This window comes from Parachlamydia sp. AcF125 (genome assembly GCF_018342475.1).
In the GTDB taxonomy this organism is placed as follows: Bacteria; Chlamydiota; Chlamydiia; order Chlamydiales; family Parachlamydiaceae; genus Parachlamydia.
The window spans coordinates 21,113-45,951 of sequence record NZ_JAEMUD010000005.1; the positions used below are offsets into that span (position 1 = coordinate 21,113).

Sequence of the window (24,839 nt, forward strand, 5' to 3'; positions counted from 1 at the left end):
AATCTCCTCCTTATTCTCCCACGCCGAAGCTCTTAATTTTTTAGTTTTCTATCAAATAATTTCTACATACACTAGAGAGCAACATGGACAAACAAAAATTTGTCTGTTACTTTTTTATCTTAACCTGAATCATTTTTTTGGAGGATTATATGGGGGTGCTTGAACCTCAACCGCCTACTGTGTCGCCACTCGCGGCTGAACTCTATAAGGAGATAAAAAAAAGAAATTTTCGCGTAGCGCTATCCGACATTAAAAATAAAAACGGAGTAGACCTCTTGAGAATTTATGGGAAAATAAATATTTCTGAGGTTGATAGTGTTTTAAATAAAAAATTAATGGAAAATGCCTATAAAGAAACAGAAAAAGAATTTGAGGGTGTTTTTCAAAATTATTTTAAACCTCTTTCTAGGGGAGAGAATTTGAATGCTGCAAAGCGGACATTTTTAGGAAATCGCTCCGCTTATGGACCTGAAGCTTGCCTTCATACCACTGCGGCGGTATTGAGAATCATGTGCCAATATCTTTTATATCAGCCTTTTCCTTTTGAAGAAGCAAAGTGTCTCAGGTTGTATAAAATCAAACCGCTGGAGGATATCTCCACGCCTTATGAGTATGCCAAAGAATTAAAAAAAAATTATGTTGCCAAGGTGCAATGGATTTATAAACTTTTTGGGCCTTCTGCCTATATTGTAGGGGGTAAGCTAAAAGAGGCTTTAGATCGAGAATTATGTGAAATAAAATGCTTACCTTTTCCTATAGAAAAAGGGAGTTGGAAAACGCATATCATGAGGTGGGCGCAACATGAAGAATGGGGAGGTAAAATCTCTGGCATACTTCCCCCAGTCACCTCTTTTATGGAAACTTATCATCTCTCTTGCTTCTTACCAAGGGAGGCAAAAATTCTCCCTTTTAGCACAAAAAAAGAGTTTGTCATTGAGTTTGGCAGCTGTAAAATTCCGCCGGAACTTTCTTTTAAAAATTATATTCAAGATGCAACTTTGCGAGACTTTTTCAGGTATTTATGTGGGGACCTTGGATCCTTGGCTCCGGTCAAAATATATGATATTTTTTTAAAAGAAATCCAAACAGAAAAAAAAAGGCACACTTTTGTTTATTTTTTTACCGATACGGTTAAAGAGTACCAAAATATTCCCAAACAAAACCCGGGTGGTTTGGATTATGAACTTTTCAAAAACGTGCTAAAAAATCAATTTAAGAAAATCAAACATTTAACTTATAACTATCAACCCGCTCAAGAAAAAAAGTACTCCCTTTCTGAAAACAAAAAAAAATTTTACGAACTGCTTCTTGTGTGCTTGTTGACGATGCACACCATTCAGATTTGTCCAGAATATTCGCCAAATGATCGAAAGGCAATCTTGATGGGTATTTGGAAAATGAGCTTAGAGGAAAAAAGGAAGCTGTATGAATTTTTGTACTTGCAGGTTGCGCAGCCTTATGAGGGAAAACCGTTGCGCAATTCTTTCACAAGTTTTGAAACGTCTTGGCTCAATCCCTTTTCTAAGCTAGCTGCTGGTAAAAGGGTTTCAAATCCAGTGAATCATTCACAAACCCTCGTAGAATCTTTAAAAATCATTCTCGAAACTTTAAAAGGGTATGCTTTCTCAAAGACCCAAAGAGCTAAAATGAAGATCTTTGTAGCATGCTTTAGGAAAGGGCTGATTATACAAAACCTAGAAGCTAATTTTGCTGGTTATCAAGCTGTCGATTTAATGTTTTGCGCAAAAATTATCCAAGACCTTAAAGAATTTTGCGGCTTCCCATTGCCTGCCGATGTTGTTTATAATATTTTAAATTGGCACTATTTGAGCAAAAAAGAAATTAGAGAAATTAAAGAATTGAAAAAAAAGTTAACAGAAACAAAATTCCAAATTCGGGATATCCTCCTTGCGACCAAAAAATTCTTTTTTATTTCCCCTCAAATTACCACTCTTATTGATACTACAATTCAGGCAATCATCCCCGACTGTCCTTATGTTGACAAAAAACCAGAGGCGAATAGGTTGCTTTCTGAATGTTTGCGGTTTGCCCTTTATCCTCATATCTCTGCAAAGGATTTATACCCTTTTATTTTTTTGGCTCTTAATGAGCAAAAAGGGCCTATTTTTAAAGATTTAGCTAAGTGGGCAAAAGGCAATTGCCAAGTTCTCCGGATGTTAGAACCTTCGCAAAGTGCTTTATGGGTAAATTCGGGGTGGAAAGCCCAGGAGGGAAATAAATACTTTCAAATGTCCCTTATTTTTTTCCCTTCTATCCTTACCCCTCAATCTTTTAATCTAGAAGCGACCCTATTTATTCCTAAAACCAGGTTAAGTCAAGATCATGCCCTTAATCAAATTTTAAGGGTGTTTTCTACTTATTTATGCGATGAATTTGAATCCCTTAAAATGGAAGAGCCTGAATGTCTGAGGGAAGAAGGGACTTGGCAAAGAATTGAAACGCCTAAGAACCAGGATAAAGGCAGAGAAATAGAACTGGAGTCGGGAGACGCCCCACAAGAATTTCATCTGTTTGAAAACCTTTTAGCATTGTCTAATCATTCGATTTTAAGCTCCCTTTGGGAAAGTTACCAGGCGGAAGATAAAGAAGAAATAGGCCATTTAATTTATAATTTTTATTACCAACTCAAATATGGTGTTCGAGAAAAAATGCTCAAGATTTCTTTTCCTGAACAGGCTTCTTTAGGAAAAGTGCATAAAATTGCTTTAGAGGGGTCTACCTTTACCAATTCTGAGTATCTCTCTCTTGTGCCTGTAGATTTAGGCGGCGATCCTAAATATTATATTTGCAAAAAAGATTATCAGGTGAAGATGGAAAGCCTTTTAGAAGCAATAAAGAAAGGAGAAAGTTTCTTTTGGGAAAAGGGTTTAGAAATCAATGTGGGAGAGCGTTTATTTGTCGATATAGGCTATCGATTTTTGGCCGCCATACGCCCTGATTACAAGGAAAGCCAGGCCCTAGAGTCCCGCTGCCTTAATGGAGAGGAAGTGGAAGAGTGTGGAGAGGAAGAAGAATTGGGCATTAAAGACACTTTATTTGCCTTACAAACTTTGGACGGAAGCCCAAATAAGATAGAAGAAAGCTGTCACGAACTTGTTTTTACCTGCCTGAGTGGAGGAGTAAGTTTCAAAGTGATTTACCCCAATTTACCATCACTTGATCTTTTGTACTGGCAAATATTAAAATTAAAGTGGAAATTTTATCAGTCTCTAATTTCCTAAGAATGTGTCCTCTGTAACTTGTCATTACAGAGGACTTTATATTTATTCTTCAGGGTGTTCTCCCTCAATTTCTACTTGTTCGCTGAAAGGCTCATTTTTTATATCAGCGCCAGGTATTGGTCCGAAATGGATAGCAAATGCAGAGCCTGGAATAGTTACACCAAATCCAGTGATAACAACAAATAATGTCAAAAAACGCATGATAAGAGTTTTCATGAGATTCTCCTTTACTTGATGTATAATTAAAAAAGGCTACATTTATTTTTTTAACATGGAAGCTATTTTAATTTCAAATTATTTAAAACTTTCTTTAATTTAACTAAATTGTTTTATTTCAATTTCATTAAAAGTGAAAGTTGGTGTGAAGAAAAATTAATGCTAAATTTTATTAGACAAAAGAAAGAAGCTAAGAAAAAGCTTATGATAGCAGTTTATCTCCTTCGCAGACGATTAGGTCTTTTCGCATAGGAAGGTATAAAGAGAAGGCTGCTACTAAGAAGGATATATGCGCGACTTACCCTGAATAATTTAAAACTGGAGATCTTTAAGAAAGGCTCCCCTATCTTTTTAACAAATATGAAAAAGAATAGAAGCAGACCTAAGTTTATAAATGATTGACCATGCACTTTACAAGAATTTTGCCCGCATTGCTTATCTAGCAGCCTTCTTCTAGGCAATCTAGTAGATCTGGGGCTTTTTGTAACCTGAAGCGTCTTTTATTTCCGGACTTCGGCCCTACAAAGGAGGAGCCGAAGTCGGAAGCTTTTTAACTAGGCTGCTGGTTGTAGTAACCCGTTGCTTGAAGATAGGCGACTGTGACTAAAATATTAAGCACCATAACAGGCGTCATCGATCGATCGGGACGATTAAGGCGATCTGCTTTAGCTCGGTGTAATCCCCAGTTGGCGCCATAAGCCCCTAAGGCTAAGTTTTGCATGATATATTCTAATGTTTCCGAGTTTTTAAAATCTGCATCATCAAATCTAATGCCGAGCGAATTTAATAAAAGAAAGGCAAACACAAATCCGTAGGGATCGATGATGGTTTTAAAAAAAGTGGTATTTTTTATAGCTTCCAAAAAATTGTGATAAGATTTTGCTATGCAGGATTGATTAGATACATTTTTCCTTGGAGGGGAAGCATTTTGAGGATCAAACTTAGAAGAGACGGTAAGAGCATAGATATAGGCTAAAAACATCCCTCCAACAATACATGCTCCTGAAATGAGATCTCTGCTGGTTGCATCATCGGATGTGGCTCCCCAAATGGTAAAACCTAGGGTGACAGCCACAAATGCCCCCATTAAACTAAGCTCTTTCCACCTTGATTTGGCATAATTTTGAACTTTAGCTGCCGTTGATTGCATGCTTTGACGAGCACTTCGGGTGCTTGAAAAGGCAGTACGAGGCAAGGCAAGAATTTTTTCATTTGCTTCTTCTTCTCCGTTTATGGGTAACACGGTCCCTTCGATTAAACGATGAGTGGGCTGACCTGTTTCTTCATTATCATCTGAATCGTCTCCTGAATAGATATTAGAAAATTTTTTATCTCTAATACTCATTATTCCTGCACTTTCTTCGTTTGCTGGAACTAAGACATACTCATGGCCACTATACGACCTTTCTCCTGGCCATAAAAGATCGCTTGTTTCAGGCGTTAACCTAGATTCCTCTGCGGATTGGCTCAGGAAGCTTTGTTGGAAATGGTATTTTTGTTCTTGGCTGTTCATCCCATAAAGGAAGCCTGCGATGCCAATATCCACATTGTAGGCTGGAAATACCTTAGGCAAAATAACATTTAAAAAAGCAATCACAATAGGATGGGTAACTTGATTGAAAACAGCTAAATTATTTAATACTCGCACGGCCAAAGAAGGGTCTTGAGTGGGGGCATTTTGAACTGGCTTTAGGGCTTTTATTCTAAACTTTCTCGAGAGAAAAGAAAATAGTCCCCCTAAAAAGTTTGAACCAAAGAAAATTCCACTTGCTTGGCATAAATGGTATTTATCTTTTGGGATGAGGAAAGCCACGCATGCAGCAGCTTTCCAAGCTGAATAAATAAAAAAATGTTTCCCCTTTTGAGCTTCTCCAGACAGGAGGGGAAGAGGTTTGCTTGAATGGAGATAGCTGTATTCAAGATCCCCTTTTTTAAGGGTGAAAGCTGTAATAAGGCTATCCGTTGTCAATAAGCCTAACAAAGTATTAAAAAATGTTAAAATGCTTTGATTTAATGCTACCAGTGGAATAGAGCTCGGCGCATTTAAGTAAAATTGAGTTAAAGCCATCACCATTTCTAAGGAATATCTTTGCATGAAATTCATGATCGATTTTAAATTTTTCTCTGAAGCAAGGTGAGGCAAAAGAAGCCTGGCTTGAAATCCCAAAGCTATATTAGCCCCGACATCCAGTTCATCAACATAAAATTTTCCTTGAACAAGATTGTAAATTTTAAAAGCCAATGTTGCCAAGGAGGTAGTGGCAATCAAGACTCCTTGCATGTTTTGCCAATTCACTACTTTTCTGCCACTGCAGTTACCAGATGGAGAAACAGAAGTGAGTTGTATTAAATTGTTCATAGATTCACTATCTATAAAATCAGTGGGATTCCCTGCACCTTGCATTCTTTACCTCGTGTTTTATTCATTTTTACAGGCAGCATTTAGAGACTTGCGTGTTGAATGTGATTTATTTTCTATACGAATTGAAAATAGATCTCAAGGAATTCAAAAGAAAAGTTAAAAAAATAAGAGAGGGGAGAGGAGGGAAGGAAAAAAGCCTTTTTCTAAGTTCAATTTTGAAAGGAAAGCTAATCCGATTGATTGCTGCTTGCTAAGAGGAAAAAAAGTGTTCTCAGCCTTTAAGTCCCTTAATCTCAGCGAGAGAAAAAAGAGCGTTTGTTTGCGCCGGTTGTGTATGCTGAAAGAATTAAAGCCGATAAAGCAAATTGGGCCTTAGAAAAAAGGCTTCGACTAACGCCAAAGTTTTTGCCTGGATCCGACGCTGGCATGCACCTCTACTCGGATTGGGAGAGGAGCAGAGGATGATTCTACCCTTCACCTGTCCTATAAAGCCCGATTAGCTAAGGCATCTATATAAGAAGGGAAGGCAAAGGCTAAGCGATCTTCAAAAGGGGCTTTTTGCCGTTTCATCAAAAAAAGTAGAAAAGAATTGCTCTCTTTTTTTGCTACTCCTAGCTTTTTTTATTTCCTCTGCCTTTTCTTCTCTTTATGAAGCTGAAGATTTTGCTTTTTTTGCTATTTCTTTTCATCTTGAATGTTTTTTGCCGCGTCTGTAAGGGCTTTGAGAACAATTTCAAAAACCTTAAAGATCAAGCTTTTTGTGGCTAATTCACTCTTAAAGAGCTCTTCATAGATTTTTTTAATTGCGCCTTTAATGGTTTTCTTACTAGGAGTAGTCTGATTAGCGCCAAATTCTCCCATTTTAGCGTTAAATTCTTCCATTTTTAACTTTGCATTAATATAACAAAGTTTGTAGGTGAGGAAAGCTGACAGTGCAAATTGGATATTTAACTTTTGTTTGTTTTCTTCAACCAAGAGGGGAGAGGCTGGGGAAAAAAGCAATTCATCTACTTGCGATTTATTACCATAGGCTTTTTGGCTAGCTTGGATGATCGTTGAAAGCACTTTCTGATGAGAAGAGCTAAAATTATGGAGAGCGACGGTTGTGGCTTGATTGATTTTGTGGATAAATAGACGTGCGATTGTTTCTCCTCCCCATTCGCCAAGAAACCCCAATTTACCCATCTTGACCACAAGCTTAACGATAAGCTCTCCATAGATATCTTTTGGTGGAACGTCAGAAAATTCGAAGTATTTTTTCAAGCATGCTTCGGCTGACTGATTGGGATTTTTCTTCCATGTTAGTTGAATATCAGCGATAAACTCTTCGTAGATTTCATCAAATTGGGTAGTCCCAATCTGAAACTTATCTTGTAAACGGGTTCTTTCCTCTTCGGTCGAATTTCCAAATAATTCCGAAAGTAATGGTTTCAATTCAGCTTGTGGATTTTCGCTTCCCTTTGTTTTTTCTAGGGCTTTTGCAATTGATGGCAAGTTAGCAGTCGATGAAAAGAAGGAGTAAATATATTGGGTAAGTAGAACGCGATTAATTTGAGGGAGAACATGTTCGGCCATAAGCGCTGTGCGATGCTCAGGAGTAGCAAGGCGATTCACAGTATCTTTTAGGAGCTCAGCGATTTTTTCTTGTATAACTCTTTTGGCAAAGTTTAAAATTACCCTTTCCACGCTGGCAATTATAGGCCTTTTGGCCTTTTCCATATGTTTTAAAGCTTCTTGAGGCATGATTTGTTGAAAAACATGCGCTCCTTTTTGAATGAGGAGTTTAAATTCGGGTGAGACGGCTGGCAATGCCTGGTAAAAAAGATCGACGATCCCATCTCTTTTTATAAGATATCCTTCAAAATCATACACCACTTGAGGAGGGCAGATTAAATCAAGGAGGCGCCCAGCGAAATGGAAATAGGCCTTCTTCTCGTTTAAAAGGACATGGCTAATCGCCCTTTGTTTTTTATTTAAAATCATATTTTTAACAGCTGGATGGCAAACTTTCTCCTCCTCAGCAAAATTTTCCTCAAAAGATGCAGGATCTGCAGAAAGGCGTGTCAAAGCATCGACATGGGATTCCAGCTGCTTGAAAATATCGTCATAAGCTGCAATATAATAGGTGGTGTCAATCTCTTGAGGCTTGTCCTTTTTGATTTCATTGAGATGATGAATAAGATTGGCAAACCTATCGCTGCAAATGTCAGAAACCTTTTTGACTACTTGCGAAAGCGAAGTTTGTATAAGTTGGGGAAGTTTATTTTCACCCAGGGTGTCATGCATAAGGGCGACAAAAGAGTCGACTTTTTTTTCTAATAAAATCAAAACGATTTCTTGGAGAATAGTGTCGAAAGTTTTTTTATCATTTTCTCGAGTTGCTTTAGTGAGAGGGTTTGGATGGGTCGGACTAAAAATCCAAGCTAGAAGGGGAGAGAGGTAATCATTTTGTAGATTTTTATTTAGGGGAATTGAAAGTTTATCTGAATGCGTCAGAAAAGCATTTAAAATGGTTTCTTGGGTTTCTCCTTCGGTAAGCCACTTAAACATCTGCTCTAAGGAAGAGTCAATCTCAGAGCGATTCTTGGCGACCATCTCTTGAATACGCGCAGTGTTTGCTTCTAAATCTATGAAAATTTTAGAGGTTTTATTTCCTAATTGAACGATAATTTTTGCGCCCGCCCTAAGATATTCTTGCAGTTTAGCTGCTTTTTCACTCATTTTTTCTACAGAATTTTTTGCATATTTATCGTAGTAGCAATCGGCAATATGCATGGGAAAATGGCTGAAAAATTCTCGCATGGCTACAAGAGAAGAATCATAGTTTGCAGAAGGGGTGACTTCGTTATTATCTTGAATAGAAGCTGGAAAAGAAAAGCGATAAGAGGTTTTTTTTTCCTGCCGCAGAGAAGGGGAAGTGGGGGAGATGAATTTCTTCCCTTCGAATAAAAATGCGGTTTGCTTAACCAGCTTAGCTTCTTGCTCAGTCAGCTTTTTTGAAGGAAAAAAGTATCTAAAAAAGTTAATAAAAAAATCGGCTATTTTACTCCAGGTAGATTTTTTTGTGGCTGGCGGAGCTGAAGGAAAGTGGGGGGGAAGTGTGGGAGGAAAATGGATATTCATCACGATGTCCTTTTAAGTATACGTGTGTAAAAAAATGAATGTTTAATTTGAGAAATCATTTCTTTTTTCTATGAATGAGTAAGTTTAATATAAAAAAATAGCTCATTTGGTAATAGCATTTTAAAAGGGCTTCCTTTAGACCTTACATAAGAGGACAAAAAAACTCTTTTTTTACTCATATTCCCCACCTTTTAAGGCCTTCGCTGTCTTTTTTTGAATATGGAATAAAAGGCTTTTATTAATAGCTGGGTTTGTTAAGAAGAGTTTTTGTACCGTGTCTGTCACTACTTGATTAATGGCCTTGCGTGAAGGCATAAAAATTAAAGCAGCAAAACCCACGTTGTTTTTCAGGCTTTGGCGCAACAGATCGTGGGCAAGGCATGCTGTTTTGTTAATTTCTCTTCGCAGTTTTTCTTTTCGTTTGGCTGGGCTCAAAGAAGCTTTTTCACCAAAAAAGAGTTCTTGAACTTGTTTTTCCTTTCCATATGCTCCTTGGGCAGATAATAAAGCCGTATAGAGGGGCCTAACGTACGAATGGCTTACAGCATAAGCTGCGTCGCTAATTTGTTGGCTAATTTTTCCTTTGAAACGGCTTAAAAATTTTTCCCCGCCAAAAATTTTAAGAGAGCTAAGTCCAAAGCAGGCGTGCATAAAAAGCTTGCCGTATGTTGCATTTTTATCGACTTGGACCCCCTTATTGTATTCTTGCATAACAGCAATGACTTCTCTTAAAGAGGCTGTAGGTCGAATGGTGAGCTCAAGAAGGATTTCGATCTCCTTAATTAAGGAAGCTACGATATGGGCAAACTCTTCTTTATCCATTTTTTCAAGGCGAAAATTATTAAAGGATTTTTTGCTAATCTCTAAAATGGCCCTTCGTATGTCCTGCTTAATAGCATCACTATCCTTTAAAGTCTTACTAGCTCGTAAATACAAGAAAAGGCCGGCTATTTTCTTAAGATGTGTAGACGTGAAGATGGTTTGACGAATGTTTGCTAATAAAAGTTGATTAGAAAGCGCAGGGAGAATTTGAGAGCCAAGTAGCTCTTCTACTAAAGCGGGATCGGAAAGGAGCTCAACTATTTTTCGGACTCCTGTAGAAATATTTTGGTTAAGGATCTCTTCCGCTAGACTTAAGCTGAATTTTTTTACACCTAAAAAGAGGCTTTGCTTGATTTTTTGAAAATCTCCCACTTCTGGCGGTAAAGAGGCATCTACTAAGTCTCCCAATTCTTTCTGGACGTCTGCTTTGGTGAGAAGAGAATCCCAGGTTTGCTCTAAGCCAGGCAAAAGTTTATCCGACGTATCTTTGAATTTGCTCACTAAAGCTTCCAGTTCTTCTGGCAAGTTTTTCTTATCAATCAATACATCCCAGATTTGCTCTAGGCCTGTTTTTTCCCCGCCTTTTTGAAGAGTGGAAGAAGGTAAAAGAAGCTTAAATATTTCAGCGGAAATCTTGGTATATAAGTCGTTTTCTTCCAACTCAGCGATATTTGCTCGAAAAGCTTCTGATTCTTCAGGAATGATCAGCATCTTTTGAATGGTTGGATGGCACTTTTCTTCTTCAGCAAAGCTAAAAGCCATCATCTGTTTTTTTGCAGCCTTCTCTCCATTATTTGAGATTGCGCGCGCAATGTTTGCTAATTTTCTCTTTAAAGCTTCTTCTTCCGGTGTTGAGGCTTTTAGCGACTTTACTTTTTTAGCTTTTTTGAAAAGAGTGTCTAGCCTTTTTTCCGCATTTATATAAGCTTCGATGTGCTGGGAGAAAATTTTTACAAGGGAGTCAAAAGTTCTAGAATAGTCTAACTTCCCTATGCGAGCGGTTAAACACTTGCCAAGGGTCTCTCCAATTTTTTCCGCAGAATTTTCAAAAAGCTTTTGGGCGACATCCACCAATTTATCTTGCAAGGCATTTTGAATAGTGGTTTGAAGATGTGTAATATTGTTTTCAATGAGAAGTTGTAAGATGGCTTTAAAAACTAAATCATTTTCTCCATATTTTGATAGCTCGAGTTCCGTAAAAAATGTGGAAGAATTGCTATGATCGGACTCGAAAACCCAACCTAAAACTTTCTCTGCAGGCGTAAAGTGCCACATACTAACTTGAGGAACTTGGGTATTGCTCAAGCGGGCTAAATCGTTAATTTTGTTGGGGAGTTTCTCCTCAATTTCTTTTCGCAATTTTTTTCGGTCCTGATCCTGGCATAACCAGGAGAAAAGGGCCTTCATTGTATCATTCAGGTTGGTGACTTTTTTAAGATCTTCGGCAATATTGGGCGATTCATTGAGAGTGTAAATAGCTTGGATCATTGCTTCAATCGTATGCCCTAGGAAAAATTGGATCCAATCATTCAGGTTGGCAATGGCTTCCTCATTCGGGTTGATGCTTTCAAGCGGGGCTTTTAATTTTGCCTCAAAGAGGCTCCTGGCAAAATGGACACAAAATCTTTTAGTAAAATCCTGAAGCTTTTCTAAGGCGATGTCTTCTTGAAGAGCGCCTGAGGTGGGAATAGGCCTTACCTGTTTTGTAAGCAGGTAGGCTGGGTTTTCCCGTATATTTTTAAGGGTTTCTTGTTGTTTTGTGGATAATTTGACCGATCTTTTTTTCCAAAAGCAAACCGCCTGAATGAGGCGAAGAGGAAACTTTAAAATTGCCAAGGCAATCTTCATAAGCTTACTGCGCGATTTACTGCTGTTTGCCGGCGGTGCAGTTGACACTGCAAGCGTTGAAGAAGGAATGCGAGGCGGCTTTAATCCCATATATGATCCTTGGTGTGCAGTTATTATGCAGTAAGCTCGTTAAGAAAAGATAAAGAAAAAGCACCCATTATGGGTGCTTTCTTATTTTTTATCCTTCCAAAAAATGTGGATTTTGGACTACTACAATTTTACTTTTGGCTGAGTTTAATTGGCCCCGCTAACTACTAAGGTGGCTTTTCGACTTAGTTTCAGTTGGCCTCTCTCATTAATTTCGAGGACTTTAACAGTAATCATATCGCCTATTTTGACATAGTCATTCAAGTTATTGATTCGGACATTGTCAAACTCCGAAATATGGCAAAGCCCTTCTTTTCCAGGAAGAATCTCCACAAAGATGCCGAAGGGGGCAATGTTGGCGACTTTACCCGTGTAAACTTTTCCGATTTCAACCTCGGAAGTTAAACCGACAATTATCGCTTTAGCTTTTTCAATTCCTTCCAGATTTGAGGAGGCAATACTGATGAGGCCATCATCATTAATATCAATCTCCACCCCACTTGCTTCGATAATAGCGCGAATTTGTTTCCCGCCAGGCCCGATCACTGTCGCAATTTTGCTTGGTTTGATTTGCATGGTTTCAATGCGTGGGGCATAAATGGACATCTCTTTTTTATGGGTTGGACATACTTCCAACATTTTTTGAAGGATATGAATACGCCCTTTTTTTGCCTGGTCTAACGCGGCCTTCATAATAGCTGGCGTGATCCCCTCCACTTTAATATCCATTTGAAAGGCGGTAATCCCTTCTGCATCCCCCGTAATTTTGAAATCCATATCGCCAAGAGCGTCTTCGATCCCCAAAATGTCGGATAGGATGATAAATCGTTCATTTTCCAGGATGAGCCCCATCGCAATCCCGGCAACAGGGCGTTTAACTGGAACGCCGGCTTCCATCATGGCTAGGCATCCGCCGCAAACTGTTGCCATGGAAGAAGACCCATTGGATTCTGTAATATTAGATTCAAGCCGGATCGTGTAGGGGAAAGCTTCTTTGGCTGGCAAGATTGCTTGTAAAGCACGTTCAGCTAATTTACCATGGCCAACTTCTCTTCGCCCTGGAGAGCCAATGCGTCCCACTTCTCCCACTGAAAAAGGGGGAAAGAAATATTGGAGATAGAAAGTGCGACTACCTTCTCCATCTAAATCTTCAAACCGCTGGGCCATACTTTCGCCTCCCAATGTGCAGACGGATAAGCTTTGTGTTTCGCCGCGGGTGAAAAGGGAGCTTCCGTGTGCGCGAGGAAGGAGACCTTGTTCAATATCGATGGGGCGAATGTCGACGGAGGTCCTTCCATCACTGCGCAGATTCTCATTTAAAATCATTTGGCGCATATACTTGGAAGAAACTTCTTTTAACGCTGCCGTTACGTCTTTAGCTGGGAAAAGAGGCTCCTCATTTTCAGGCAAGAGCTTTTGCTCAACTGTTGTTTTTATAGCCCCTAAAGCCTCTTCTCTTTTTTGTTTTTCTTTAATGCGCAAAGCTTGGTCTAATAGAGGTTTTGCAATTTCTTCTACAGCTTGGAACACCTCTTGTGGAAGGGGGCGCAAAGTATTTAATGTTTTAGGTTTACCTATTTCTTTTTGCCAGGCAAGGAGCGTTTCGCAAATGGCTTTGATTCCCTGATGTCCTATTTCGATAGCTTCTAAAATTTGTTCCTCTGTTAAGAAATCACAATACCCTTCAATCATTAAAACAGCATCTTCTGTTCCAGCAAGAATAAGATCGAGTTTGGATTTCTTTTGATGCTCAACAGTGGGGTTGACGACAAATTTACCGCCGATTAAGCCCACTCGCACTGCACCTACGGGTTTAATGAGAGGAATATCTGAGATCACCAGGGCAGCTGAGGCTCCACAAATTGCTAAGGGTTCAGGAGCGTTAACCCCATCATAGGACCAAACGTAAGAAAGCACTTGGGTTTCATTGTAATAGCCGTTTTGGAACATGGGGCGAAGAGGGCGGTCAATCAGTCTTGAGACCAAGGTTTCTTTCTCAGAGGGGCGCCCTTCTCGTTTAATGAATCCACTCACCGTCTTTCCGGCTGAAGAGAATTTTTCTTGATAGTCAACTCTTAAGGGGAGAAAATCTTCACCAGGAGTTAGGTTGTAATCAGCACAAGCTGTATTAAATAAGATGGTCTCTCCAGAGCGGACCAAAACAGCTCCATTTGCTTGACGTGCAATTTTTCCGGTTTCGAAAACAATTTCTTGTTCTCCAACTTTAACTCGTGTGGTACGTCGTTCCATATTCATCTAATCTCCTAAATGTTATAATCTCCGCATGTTCTTGTGCTTTTGAACGATGAGGATGAGGATGAAGTCCTAAAAGAAGGCTATGCGTCAAAATGGGGCTAACCACTTTAAGCTGGCTGATTGATTAGATCCATGACTCCTAGTCAAGGAGCTGGAATTGTGGAAAGGGAATTTATTATTCATAGAATTCAGAAAACAAACCTCAAAAGCTTGTTGAAGATCGATTTCTGATTTCTATTCCCTCCCTATTTTAAATGATAAAGGCAGCTAATGCTGCCTTAAACCGCTATTATCTTCTCAATTTTAATTTTGTAATTAAATTTTGATACCGCACAGTATCAGTTGAGTTTAGATAATCCAGTAAACGCCTTCTTTGGCCTACAAGCTTAAGAAGAGCCAAACGCGACCCGTGATCTTTTGGATTTCTTTTCAGATGTTCAGTCAATTCGGTAATTCTTTCGGTTAGAATTGCGATTTGAACATCCGCTGATCCTGTATCCTTTTCGTGAAGTTGGAACTTTTTTGTAATTTCTTCTTTTGTACCTTGGTCTAGAGACATTTAGCAGATCTCCCATTGTTAAAGCCGAAAAAGGCTACTATTTTCAACATCATTTACTTTGCATTAAAAGGCTATTATATTTGGGCCTTGTTTATAAATCAAGGGCAAAAATTCTATGCTAAGACGGAACAAATCTACAAGCTTTATTCCGTTCTTCCCAATCTGTCGACAAAAAACTCTGGAATCGATAATCTCATTGCTTCATTTTTTGACTTTGCTAACGCTAGGGGAGTCTTATGCCATCAAAGCCAACCAAGTCCCGCTCAAAACAAATTTCTACATCTTGGGAACCAGTAAGCAAATGGTATCACCAAGCAGTGGGCAAAGAGGGACATTATTATCATCAATCTGTTATTTTACCAAAGTTACTGAATCTTCTCAATCTAAACGAAAATTCCTCTGTTTTAGACGTGGCTTGTGGCCAAGGAATTTTGGCCCGCCATTTGCCTGAAAAGGTAGCGTATGTAGGAATGGATATCGCTCCCTCTTTTATTAAAGCTGCCAAGCAATTAGATCGCAATCCTCAGCATGAATATTTAGTGAGGGATGCTGCTAAGCCGTATCAACTTGGCAAAAGGTTGTTTTCGCATGCTACTTTAATCTTAGCCGTCCAAAATTTTGAGAGGGCGGACTTAGTATTTCACCATGTTTCCGCGGCTTTAGCTGAAAAAGGGCTGTTTGTGATTGTCATGAATCACCCTTGTTTTCGCATTCCACGCCAATCCTCTTGGGGAATTGATGAAAGCAAAAAATTGCAGTACCGACGCTTAGACTCTTATGCATCTGCTCAAAAAATTCCTATCCAAGCCCATCCAAGTGAAGGCCACAACTCCTCAACAACGTGGTCTTTTCATCATCCTCTTTCTTCTTATACGCGGTGGTTGCATGAAGCAGGATTTGTTATCGAATTTTTAGAAGAGTGGTGTTCGGATAAGGTAAGCGAAGGAAAAAGGGCAAAAATGGAAAATAGAAGTCGAGATGAATTTCCTCTTTTTCTTACTTTGATTGCTAGTAAAAGATAGAGGAATAAAAATAAGCGATAGGTTATTTTGCTGATAGTGGTATAATTAGAGGTTTTTTAGCTTGTTTTAATGTTAATAACGGAAGTTAGTTTTATTGAATAATAATAACGAAGGTTCTAGCCCTTCTGGGATATTCTAGACGGCTATAGAAGGGAGAAAAAAGGGGCTTTTAGAGGAAGTGTTTAAAAGCTAACTTTTTGTAAAAAAGCTTTTAAGTTATGCCTTGAGTGAAAAGAGGATATGTAGTAAAATAATTATTTAAAAACTTTTGCGGAAGGAGTTTTAGTATGCCGGGTAATTTAGATAGCTTGGGAAAATGTGAACCCCCTTCTCATCTTTATAGTCCCTATGTATCCTCAGCGAAAATGCCTAGGGTTCCAAAAGACACCATAGAGAGTAGTGCTCAACAAGAAGTTCAAAAACAAGTTGACGAGCAATTCAAAAGTGAAAATAAGCCGCTTTTAGTGCTCGTTCTTGTGTCTACTAGCAAACTCTTTTTTAGCGTGATTATTTTTCCTCCTTATTTTTTTTTATATGAAATACCAAAATGGCTTGCTAAAGAATTAACCCCAAGAATGGTGGAAATTTTCCTAGCAAATTGGAATAAAGGGGGCGAACTTCTTCTTCAATTGGCAACTTTAATGAGAGTAAAGTTTATCTTCCCCCTTCAGCTATTATCGCGAAAATACACCCAAGTGCTCGAGTATATACGTCATCGCCTTCAAAAAGTGAAAAAAAATGGAGAGCGTATAATTAAGCAAGGGCTAGAGCCTTTTTTGAGGATGCTAGGAAAAAGCTATGCTAGGGTAAAAAGCATCAATCAAACTTTCTTAGGCTTTTTTTCATCTCAGCAACAAAAGCTTAAAAGTAAGCTTACAGATGTGTCGTCTTTCTTAAAATTGCCAAAAGCCGCTGCAAAAAAAATGGGGGCTATCCTTTACTCTCCCTCTCTTCATTCTTTTTTTAAATCTATAAAAATATGGGCTGCGGGGAAAGGAAAAGAAGCTTTTAAAATTCTTAAACGAGAAAATGCCAATACCAAAGCAAAAGCTGAAAAAATCGTGCAAAAATGGAAAGAGGCGATTCGCCCTTATACTGAAGCTGCTACCAAAAAAATCCATTCTACCCAAATTCAACTGACTTATCTTTATCAACAATTCACCAATCAGCTAGCTGAGTGGACAAAACCTATGTTAATTGCGTCATGGTTAAAAGCAAAAGGCTTCGGTTATAACCTCAAAGTTAAGGCGGTCGAAGGTCTAGCTCGTTTTATAGATGCAAGCAAGGCAGGATTTCAGTGGGTCAAGATGCCACTATCTCCGGCTTATCAAATCGGGTCTCAAATGGCTCATACTTTTCTTAAATTCTTACCTCCCGCGCTTGGGTCAAGGCTCTCTAGGGGAAAAGAGCTCGGTCGCCAATTAATCAACCATTCATACAAAGCACTACGATTGCTAGTCATTAAAAGTTTATCTTTAAAGCAGAGGGTCATTACTGCTCTTCAAAAGATGTACCAGTTTATGAAATCTTTTAAAGAAAAGGGAAGGCAAGCTTTCCAAAAAGCTAAAAAACAGGTCTTAGCGTTAATGAAGCAAGGGGTTGTTATCGCAATGAAAATGGGGGAAAAAAGCGCTATTTGGTTAATTCGAGTTATATTGTGGATTCGGATTATAATGGCTTGGATAAGGGTGTTAAGTATGTATGGTTTGCAGCTTTTACCGCAACTAAGTGAGCAAGTATTAATTAAATTGCGCTTGAGATCAAATTAATTGGTAGTTATTTATGTTGTAGTTTTAATTGAATTTTCACTGATTTTCTGTTAAAATAGTTGAATTTATTCACTTAAGTTTAGTGGGGTGCTTTAGTGGGAAATCAAGGGGTCATCTTTCAAAGCTATATAAGCGGGGAATATTTTAAATATCCGACAAGAAAGTCACTTCTTAAAGGGGTTATGAAAACACCTGAAAAAGAAATTGTTATTTCCTCAGATTTTGATCAACTCGATCCCTCTATCGGCTCGGTTTCAAAAAGGATAGCGATTATATTCCATAAAGTTTGGCAAAAGCTCAAATTGATTTTTAATAAAAAATATAAAACTCAATTTACTACAGCGATTGCTCGGATCGATGAAGCTTATACGCTTCATACCCAAAAAAAATTTAAAGTCGACGATCGAGCTCCTCATACCCCCCTAGTTACAGAAAAAGAAAGTAACGTTGAGCTGAAAGGCAGATTGAGCCACCTAAGAAAGGTTCAAGCAGACATTGAGAAAGAAATCGAACAAACCCAGCAAACAAGAAGTGGTTTATTAAACCAAATGGGCACATCCAGCCAACCTTCTGCCCAACGCATCCCTCAAACCGAAGGGGAATTACAGCTTTTCCTCCTACAAAATGAAAAGTTACAAAAAATTCTGAAAGCTGCCCATGAATTTAAAGAAGCTCCCGGATCTTTTTTTTTCTCTCTATGGTATAAAAACCCTAGCCAGCTCGAGATTGAAGGGCTAGACCCTAACTTTAATTTTAAAAAAATAGATGAGGAAATTTTAAGAATTCAAGGACAGCTGGATGAAGTGCTTAAACAGATAGAGCAGGTGAAAAAAGAAATAGCGGATTGTAAGGAGCAAATGATCCAACAAGAAAAAGAGCACGCTTTAAAACAAAAGGAACTGGCCAGTTTTGAAGAGCATTTGACAGCGTTGAAAAACCAATTAACAGGAGTACAAGCGAATATTCAAGAGATAGAAGCACAACTCGAGGCAAAAATTTTTGAACCTGCTATTTTAGAGACTGCCCCTTCAGTCGATAAGGAGGTACTTAATCCAGAGCAGCAAGAAGGAATTAAGCAAAATTTAGGAGAGCGGTATTTAGAGATGGTTTTGATCGTGATGCGAACCTTCGTTAAAGGACACGTAGGCGAAAAGGAGTGGGAGGTTCATTATGAGGAACAACAAAGACCTCTAAAAAGAGCAGTAAAGACGGCTAAATTAGAATTGTCTGGTAGTAAAGAGGTGGAAATTGTCCGTCAAAAAAGTGCGATTCTTTTTTTTGTCTTGTCTGAAGCTTTAAAAGATTCGGAAAATGGCCTGAAAATCAGCGGGGCGATTGCAGGATTTGTTAATTCTTTGCTCCTAATTCCTTCTGAGGATAAAATAAAAAATAACGTGCAACTTATTCACTTTGTGTTCGGCCAAAATTCTGAAACAAACGAACCTCGATTAGACGAGGCAAACAGGGTTATCATTTTTGCTCATTTTTTCGACATCTTGATTATGGTGAGTCATTATTTATTAGAGGAAGGCTCCTTAGAGGGCGCGCTGAAAATGCTAAAGTCTGCTGAGAAAATGACTGGCATAGGGAAAGGGGCTGTAAGGATTACCGCATATGCTGCTTTTTATGCAATGGAAAGAAAATTTAAAGCTTCTATTAATCAGTTTTCTGTTTTAAAAGGTACAAATGAGTATGCAGCGCATGTCACCACTTTTGTCGATTCCTTAAGCTCTCCTTTAATGCAAATTTTCTTAGAAAGGCCTGAAGATTCTCCTTTAAAAACACAAATAACAAGCTGGTCGATGAGGTTTGCTAACCAGGATTTAAAGGAGCTAATGGACCTTATAAATTTGGAGAAGCTTCCCCTCACAACTGAGGTTACAGATAAATTTGTTAAAATGTTAAGTTTAAAATAATTAAAAAAGGTTGATATTTTTATTATTTCTTGTACAATATTTTTAAGCAAACACACACACAATAAGACCTCTACTTATTTGGTTTGGTATTAATTTCAGGACGCATATGGATTTTAGTCTACCTCCTCCAGACGAAGTTAAAAAATGTTTAGAGACGCAGAAGTATCACCAATATTATTTCCTCGACAACGCTGTTAAGCAAGCCTACAGAGGGCGCAGCGTGTATTTTCATTTTCCAGCGGAAGGGCAGAAAGGGCTTGTGGCCAAGATTTGGATTTGCTTTTTGCGCTTCCTGGAAAAATGTAAAATGCAATTTAAACCAGGCTATAAAGAAAGATTTAAAGAAGTTATCTCTCAGGTTTTTACTGCCTATAATGCATACTTTGAGCGAGCTCACCCCTCCACTGAAGTTGAGGATAGGGGTGCGGTAAACTCCGAGGAAGAGGCCCAGCTGAATGAAAAATTGCTTCAAGAGGAAATTGAACAAGCAAAATGGCACTTGAAAATTTTGGAAGATAGATTTTCCCTAAAGAAAAAATTAATTGCTAAAAAAGAAACTTCAATGGCATCCAAGCAGGCAGCTCAGTCGCACGATTTGGTGTATAAAGAGAAGTGTTTACAGGAAAAAGAGGGCTTAATTTCTGTCATTAATGAAATGGATGCCTATATTGCCGCTCCCGTACAAGTGGGGTGGTTTTATTGTGAAAAAAAATATGACAAAAATCAAATGAGGGATGCTTTTCATTTATTAAATTTAAATTATGACTCTTTCAATTATGATGAAATCGAAGAAGCCAAAGAAAAGTTAAAGCTTAGGCTTGCAAAAGTTGAAAGAAAGCTTGAAAAGAACAATTCCCGAGACAGGAAAATAAAAGATTTAGCTGTCGAAATCAAAATGTTGAAAGAAGATTGCGACTTTTTAGAAATGAAAATCGAAAAGCAAAACGCAAAAATTTCCGGGAGGGAGCCAGAAAAATCGCTTGCGTTGCTCCTTTCTGAGAAGTAATTCTCGGGCTATTTATGCTTCATAAAACCGTGTGGAAAAAAAATCAGACTGTTTAAAGTTAACTTGGCAGCCTACTTCAATATAATAGGCTTTGCGAGCTTCTGAGGCTTTTTGTTTCTCTTGATCCGTCTGATCGAATAGTTCATAAATTTGTTGAAATAATCCCCATTTCACATGCACGGAAGGGCCAAGGTGAAGCAAGATAGATGCCCGATTGACATTGTCTTGTGAACACGTAATAGCTACACATTCTTCCGTTGGAGACTCTGTCCAGATATGAGGAACAAAACTCTCTTCAGGATATTTCCAAAGCAATCCATTCAGATACTGAGCTGCCTCTTCATTTGGAGCTGCAATCAAGAGCCGTTTCTTTTTAAGAAAATGGTGTTGAACTATTTGACAAATTGAAGTTAGCTTTTCGCGCGCGTTATTTACGGAGAAAAAATCAACAAGAGGATAATTTTTTTCTTTCATTTTTTAAATAAGAGAGGAAGAAGAGTTGTTCGTTTGAATATTATGGGTTAAGAAAATAGAGGAAAACTTTGGTTCGACAGCCACCCCAAAAGAGACGATAAACTTTAAAGCTTCCTCAACGGTCATTTCAATAAATTGTATTTCAGATTTTTTAAAAGTTAGCATAAAACCAATTGTTGGGTTAGGCGTTCCTGGTACAAATACAGAAACCCGGTCTTCAATTCTCTCCGCCGAACTAATCGAAGAGTTTTCATTTGTCAAAAAACCAATGCTTAAAGCTCTAGCATGAGGAAAAGGGACTAGTACCACTTGGGAAAAATTGTTGGTTTTTGACCCAAAGAGAGTTTTGACTACCTCTTGTGAAGCTTTGTAAACTTTATTTACTATTGGAATGCTACGGATAATATAATCGCCAAAACGCAAAATCGTGCGCATAAAAAATAGGCGTGCAGCAATACCTGCGAGGAGAATAGTGGCCATCAAAATTAAAAAACTCAATGTTTTACTTACAATGGTCAAAATTTGGTCCGATTGAAAAGCGGAGATTTTTTCTGTCAAACCATAGTAATTTAGCAAGCTAAACATAATGCCTTGCAGAGGTTTTGACAAAAGATTAAAAGTGAATGCAACCAAAAATAAGGTGACAAAGATAGGTAAAAGAATGGCCAAACCGGTGAGGAAATATTTCTTAATCATCACGAGTCCCTTGATATCGCTGTAAAAGGTGTTTGAATCACCCCACAAGAAATAATGTATTTAAAAGCATCTTCAACTTTCATATCAAGATATACTAAATCTTCTTTTTTCAGCATGAGGAGAAAGCCAGAAGTGGGGTTGGGCGTTGTGGGAATAAAGACTGCTACAAGTGGATTTTGGTGGGGCCCCATGCCTGGTAAGTCTTCCTTTGTGACTAAGCCTAAAGCAAAGGATTCAGGGTTTGGAAAGGGCACCATGACGACTTGTTTAAACGATTTGCTCTCGCTCGTAAAAATTGTTTTAATGACATCTTGGCACGTTTTGTATATCGTTCTTACAATAGGGATGCGATAAAGAATAAGATCCCAAACTTGAATTAAATAATGCACAAAAAACCAACGAGCGATTGCTCCTAAAGCCAAGGTAAAAGAAAAAAGGAATAAAAGAACGAGAAGTTGGCTGACATATTGCCGGGTGCGCTCAGCAGTTAAAAACAAAAATCCTTCATTAAAAAGGTTATAATAATTAAAAAGAGGGTAAAGAACGCCTGCAAATGGACCGGTTAAAAAGTTAAAGGCAAAATTGACAACGAAAAGTGTTGTAGCCAATGGGAGAAGAATCACAAGTCCTGTGATAAACGATTTTTTCATTGCAAATCCCTTATGTGGTTTATTTAGCAGGAGAAGTCCAAAGGTTGTCTTTAATGCGGTATCTCCAAGGTAAAAGAGCATCTTCACCTGCATAATCAATCCCCACTCTTGGGGAGCATACAATCTCTTTTAGAGGGACTGTAACCCCTCTATCCTCTACCCAGATGAAAGGTCCGGTTAGGAGAAGCCCATTATGCTTGACTGTAATCCCAAGGGCTTGAGTTAAAGCGCCTGGCCCACCAGCCGTTGCTCGAGATAAGCGAGAAGATTTTCTTCTTTCTAGCATAGTTTCCACTCCAATTTCAGGTTGAATTGCTCGAATGAGTATGGCATGAGGAACTTCTTTTTTATGGGCGACAATATTAAACAGGGCATGAATGCCGTAACACCAATACACATAGCAGGCACCTCCTTCTTCATACATGACCGCATTTCTTTTTGTGCGACGATTATTCCAGGCATGGGAAGCTCGATCTTCAGGGCCTCGATAAACCTCTACTTCCACAATCTGTCCACCGGTTAACAGGCCGTCCATATGGGTCATTAAGTACTTCCCAAGCAAATCCTGCCCAAGTTTTAAAACATCTTCTTGTTGAAAATAATCGAGGGTTAATTGCATTGTTAGAAACCTTAAGAAACAAATTTTATCTTACAAATACTATACAGCATAAAAGTTTGAGAGTCAATTTTAGAAACCCGACTTGCTACCAAAATCTTTCTCTGCTACTATTTCCAGTTTTAACAAGGATCAAGTTGAACCGCAAAAGAGGGCCTTATTTTTATGTCTGATTCTAAAAGAACTCCCATTATCGTGGGAAACTGGAAGATGCATAAAACCATTCAAGAATCAATTGAGTTCATTAAGCAATTAGGTCAATTGCTTACAAAGGATGAACCGCGAGTTTGCTTAGCCGTTCCTTTTACTGCGATTCATCCATCCGTGGAAGCTGCCCGTCCCTTTTCTATTGTCATCGGAGCTCAAAACATGAATGACGCTGCACAAGGAGCTTTCACGGGAGAGATTGCAGGAGTCATGTTGAAAGAAGCTGGAGCACAATTTGTTATTGTGGGGCATTCTGAAAGGCGCACTTTGTTTAAAGAAACAGATGAAGTTGTGAACCAAAAAATTCAGCGTGCATTTGCGGATCAGCTGAATGTGATTTTGTGTGTGGGAGAAACGTTGCAAGAAAGAGAAGCCGGCAAAACAGAGGAGAAAGTTCGGTCCCAAATTGAAGCCAACTTAAACCAAGTCACTCAGGACCAGTTTTCTCATTTGATGATTGCATATGAACCTATTTGGGCGATTGGGACTAACCATGTGGCAACTCCCGAGGAAGCGGAAAAAGTCCATGCTTTTATGAGAGAAGTAGTTGCTGCAAGGTGGGGAAAAGAAGCTGCAGAGAGCCTACCTCTTATTTATGGAGGTTCTGTCAAACCTGAAAATGCCCTTCATTTAATGTCTCAATCTAACATCGATGGTCTTTTAGTAGGAGGGGCATCGTTATCTCCTACTACCTTTCATCAAATTATCGAGTATCAAAATTTTAATTCTGGAGTTTCTTCATGATGGCCTTATATTTTATTTCCATCACCTTTTTTTTATTACTATGTGTGGTGCTGTGTTTTGTGATTTTAATTCAGGAAAGTAAAACTTCTGGCCTAGGTGCTTCATTTGGCGGCGATACGTCTGATTCTCTTTTTGGAACTTCTACTCCTGACGTATTAAAAAAATTTACAGGCTGGTTAGCAATTGCTTTCTTAACCTCTTGCGTATTGCTTTCTTTGTGGACAACCGCCATTGGACGCCCTCAGGTGCCTAATTTAAACCCTTATAGCATTGAAAAAAACTCTTAATCACTGTTTTGGGTGGTATTGCTTTTTAATTTGCTTTAATAAAGGATCCAAAAGTTTGCGCTCGTTGCCTTTCTTTACCCGATCTATAAACAGGACTCCATTTATATGATCATTCTCGTGAAGGATGCAACGGGCTTCTAGTTCTTTAAACTCTTCAATCCAAATTTTCCCCTCTAAGTCTGTATATTGCAGCGAGATAGAGATAGGTCTGGCGACAGGTGCGTAGAGGTTTGGAATGGATAAACACCCCTCAGCGCATATATTTTTTTCCTGAGAATAAGCCAGTATTTTTGGATTTATAAAAACCCGTAACTTTGCAGGGATTTCTTCCTCATAAGTATTTTTAAGGGGAACTTTTGTAATAAAAAGATTGAGCGCATGGTGAACTTGGGGGGCTGCAAGACCAATGCCTCGATGCGCCTCTAACGTCTCTTCCATATCGCTCACCAGCTGTTTAAGTTGATGATCAATCTGCTCTATTCTAGCACATTTTTTTCTTAGGATAGGATCTCCATAATACGCCAGCGGTAATTGCATATAACTCCTTCGTCGAAACAGCTTCTACTTTTATCAATCTTACCACAACCAAGAGTCTCGCATCAAGGAAGATAAAATTATTTATTGATGCTTCAAATTTTTTGCATACCCCTGCGCTTGATTTCTCATAGAATTCAAAGGAATAAGACAAGTCTTCTTTGTTGAAACAATGGAAGATCTTGCACCTTTTGTTTTTTGCCTCTTCTTTCCTAGATAATTGCCCAGCCAGGATAAAAGACAAATGGAGAGGTACGAAACGGGCATCTGTCAAAGAAATAGCAGGAAAAGGAAGTGCTAGAAGATATCGACGCCCCTTATTTTTTAGTCCAAAAAAATCTTATAATGCAGGAAGGCGCTTAAAAACCTCAGTTCCACTGTTCGTCCCTCTCCTTTAGCTTAT

18 protein-coding genes are annotated in these 24,839 nt (G+C 38.6%); 7 read left to right on the top strand and 11 right to left on the bottom strand.

The annotated features are described in order from the left end of the window. Positions 1–149: 149 nt before the first annotated feature. Complete coding sequence (locus PARA125_RS08900) at positions 150–3,242, top strand: hypothetical protein (RefSeq protein ID WP_213158540.1); 3,093 nt, start codon at positions 150–152, stop codon at positions 3,240–3,242. A 42-nt stretch (positions 3,243–3,284) separates the two neighbouring features. Here PARA125_RS08900 and PARA125_RS08905 read toward each other — a convergent pair whose 3' ends face one another. From PARA125_RS08905 to rpsO, 6 genes are all read right to left on the bottom strand, one after another. Next, positions 3,285–3,458, bottom strand: a complete 174-nt coding sequence (locus PARA125_RS08905) for a hypothetical protein (protein ID WP_213158541.1) — start codon at positions 3,456–3,458, stop codon at positions 3,285–3,287. Between the two features lie 550 nt (positions 3,459–4,008). Beyond that, the gene (locus PARA125_RS08910) at positions 4,009–5,862 is read right to left on the bottom strand and encodes a hypothetical protein (RefSeq protein ID WP_213158542.1); all 1,854 of its coding nucleotides are present in this window, start codon (positions 5,860–5,862) and stop codon (positions 4,009–4,011) included. A 633-nt stretch (positions 5,863–6,495) separates the two neighbouring features. Then, positions 6,496–8,943, bottom strand: a complete 2,448-nt coding sequence (locus tag PARA125_RS08915; RefSeq protein WP_213158543.1) for a hypothetical protein — start codon at positions 8,941–8,943, stop codon at positions 6,496–6,498. Positions 8,944–9,114: 171 nt separating this feature from the next. Then, complete coding sequence (locus tag PARA125_RS08920) at positions 9,115–11,703, bottom strand: hypothetical protein (protein WP_213158544.1); 2,589 nt, start codon at positions 11,701–11,703, stop codon at positions 9,115–9,117. Between the two features lie 144 nt (positions 11,704–11,847). Further along, positions 11,848–13,950 carry a polyribonucleotide nucleotidyltransferase gene (gene pnp / locus PARA125_RS08925; RefSeq protein WP_213158665.1) on the bottom strand — a complete coding sequence of 701 codons (2,103 nt, stop codon included), beginning with the start codon at positions 13,948–13,950 and terminating at the stop codon, positions 11,848–11,850. Between the two features lie 295 nt (positions 13,951–14,245). After that, on the bottom strand, positions 14,246–14,515 hold the full coding sequence (rpsO, locus tag PARA125_RS08930; protein WP_006339906.1) for a 30S ribosomal protein S15: 270 nt from the start codon (positions 14,513–14,515) through the stop codon (positions 14,246–14,248). 236 nt (positions 14,516–14,751) lie between these two features. Here rpsO and PARA125_RS08935 point away from each other — a divergent pair, with 236 nt between their 5' ends. The 4 genes from PARA125_RS08935 to PARA125_RS08950 all read left to right on the top strand — a co-directional run bounded on the left by PARA125_RS08935 (position 14,752) and on the right by PARA125_RS08950 (position 20,228). After that, complete coding sequence (locus tag PARA125_RS08935; protein ID WP_213158545.1) at positions 14,752–15,537, top strand: class I SAM-dependent methyltransferase; 786 nt, start codon at positions 14,752–14,754, stop codon at positions 15,535–15,537. 287 nt (positions 15,538–15,824) lie between these two features. Next, a complete protein-coding gene (locus tag PARA125_RS08940) occupies positions 15,825–17,306 on the top strand; it encodes a hypothetical protein (protein ID WP_213158546.1) in 1,482 nt (493 codons plus the stop codon). A gap of 182 nt (positions 17,307–17,488) precedes the next feature. Further along, entirely contained in the window at positions 17,489–19,222 is a 1,734-nt protein-coding gene (locus PARA125_RS08945; protein WP_213158547.1) for a hypothetical protein, read from the top strand. Between the two features lie 106 nt (positions 19,223–19,328). After that, on the top strand, positions 19,329–20,228 hold the full coding sequence (locus PARA125_RS08950; RefSeq protein WP_213158548.1) for a hypothetical protein: 900 nt from the start codon (positions 19,329–19,331) through the stop codon (positions 20,226–20,228). A 12-nt stretch (positions 20,229–20,240) separates the two neighbouring features. Here the strand turns inward: PARA125_RS08950 and PARA125_RS08955 are convergent, their stop codons facing one another. From PARA125_RS08955 to PARA125_RS08970, 4 genes are read right to left on the bottom strand one after another with little or no spacing between them, the layout of a single operon-like run. Beyond that, positions 20,241–20,702: a DNA polymerase III subunit chi gene (locus tag PARA125_RS08955; RefSeq protein ID WP_213158549.1), complete on the bottom strand. Its 462-nt coding sequence runs from the start codon at positions 20,700–20,702 to the stop codon at positions 20,241–20,243. Positions 20,703–20,705: 3 nt separating this feature from the next. Beyond that, positions 20,706–21,398: a DUF502 domain-containing protein gene (locus tag PARA125_RS08960; protein WP_213158550.1), complete on the bottom strand. Its 693-nt coding sequence runs from the start codon at positions 21,396–21,398 to the stop codon at positions 20,706–20,708. Further along, positions 21,398–22,048: a DUF502 domain-containing protein gene (locus PARA125_RS08965; RefSeq protein ID WP_213158551.1), complete on the bottom strand. Its 651-nt coding sequence runs from the start codon at positions 22,046–22,048 to the stop codon at positions 21,398–21,400. Before PARA125_RS08965 ends, PARA125_RS08960 begins: the two co-directional genes overlap by 1 nt. A 19-nt stretch (positions 22,049–22,067) precedes the next feature. After that, on the bottom strand, positions 22,068–22,667 hold the full coding sequence (locus tag PARA125_RS08970) for a DNA-3-methyladenine glycosylase (RefSeq protein ID WP_213158552.1): 600 nt from the start codon (positions 22,665–22,667) through the stop codon (positions 22,068–22,070). A 162-nt stretch (positions 22,668–22,829) separates the two neighbouring features. Here PARA125_RS08970 and tpiA point away from each other — a divergent pair, with 162 nt between their 5' ends. Both tpiA and secG read left to right on the top strand, forming a co-directional pair. Then, on the top strand, positions 22,830–23,615 hold the full coding sequence (gene tpiA, locus PARA125_RS08975) for a triose-phosphate isomerase (protein ID WP_213158553.1): 786 nt from the start codon (positions 22,830–22,832) through the stop codon (positions 23,613–23,615). Beyond that, entirely contained in the window at positions 23,612–23,902 is a 291-nt protein-coding gene (secG, locus tag PARA125_RS08980) for a preprotein translocase subunit SecG (RefSeq protein WP_213158554.1), read from the top strand. Before tpiA ends, secG begins: the two co-directional genes overlap by 4 nt. Here the strand turns inward: secG and def are convergent, their stop codons facing one another. After that, complete coding sequence (gene def, locus PARA125_RS08985) at positions 23,903–24,439, bottom strand: peptide deformylase (RefSeq protein WP_213158555.1); 537 nt, start codon at positions 24,437–24,439, stop codon at positions 23,903–23,905. Positions 24,440–24,839 lie beyond the last annotated feature (400 nt).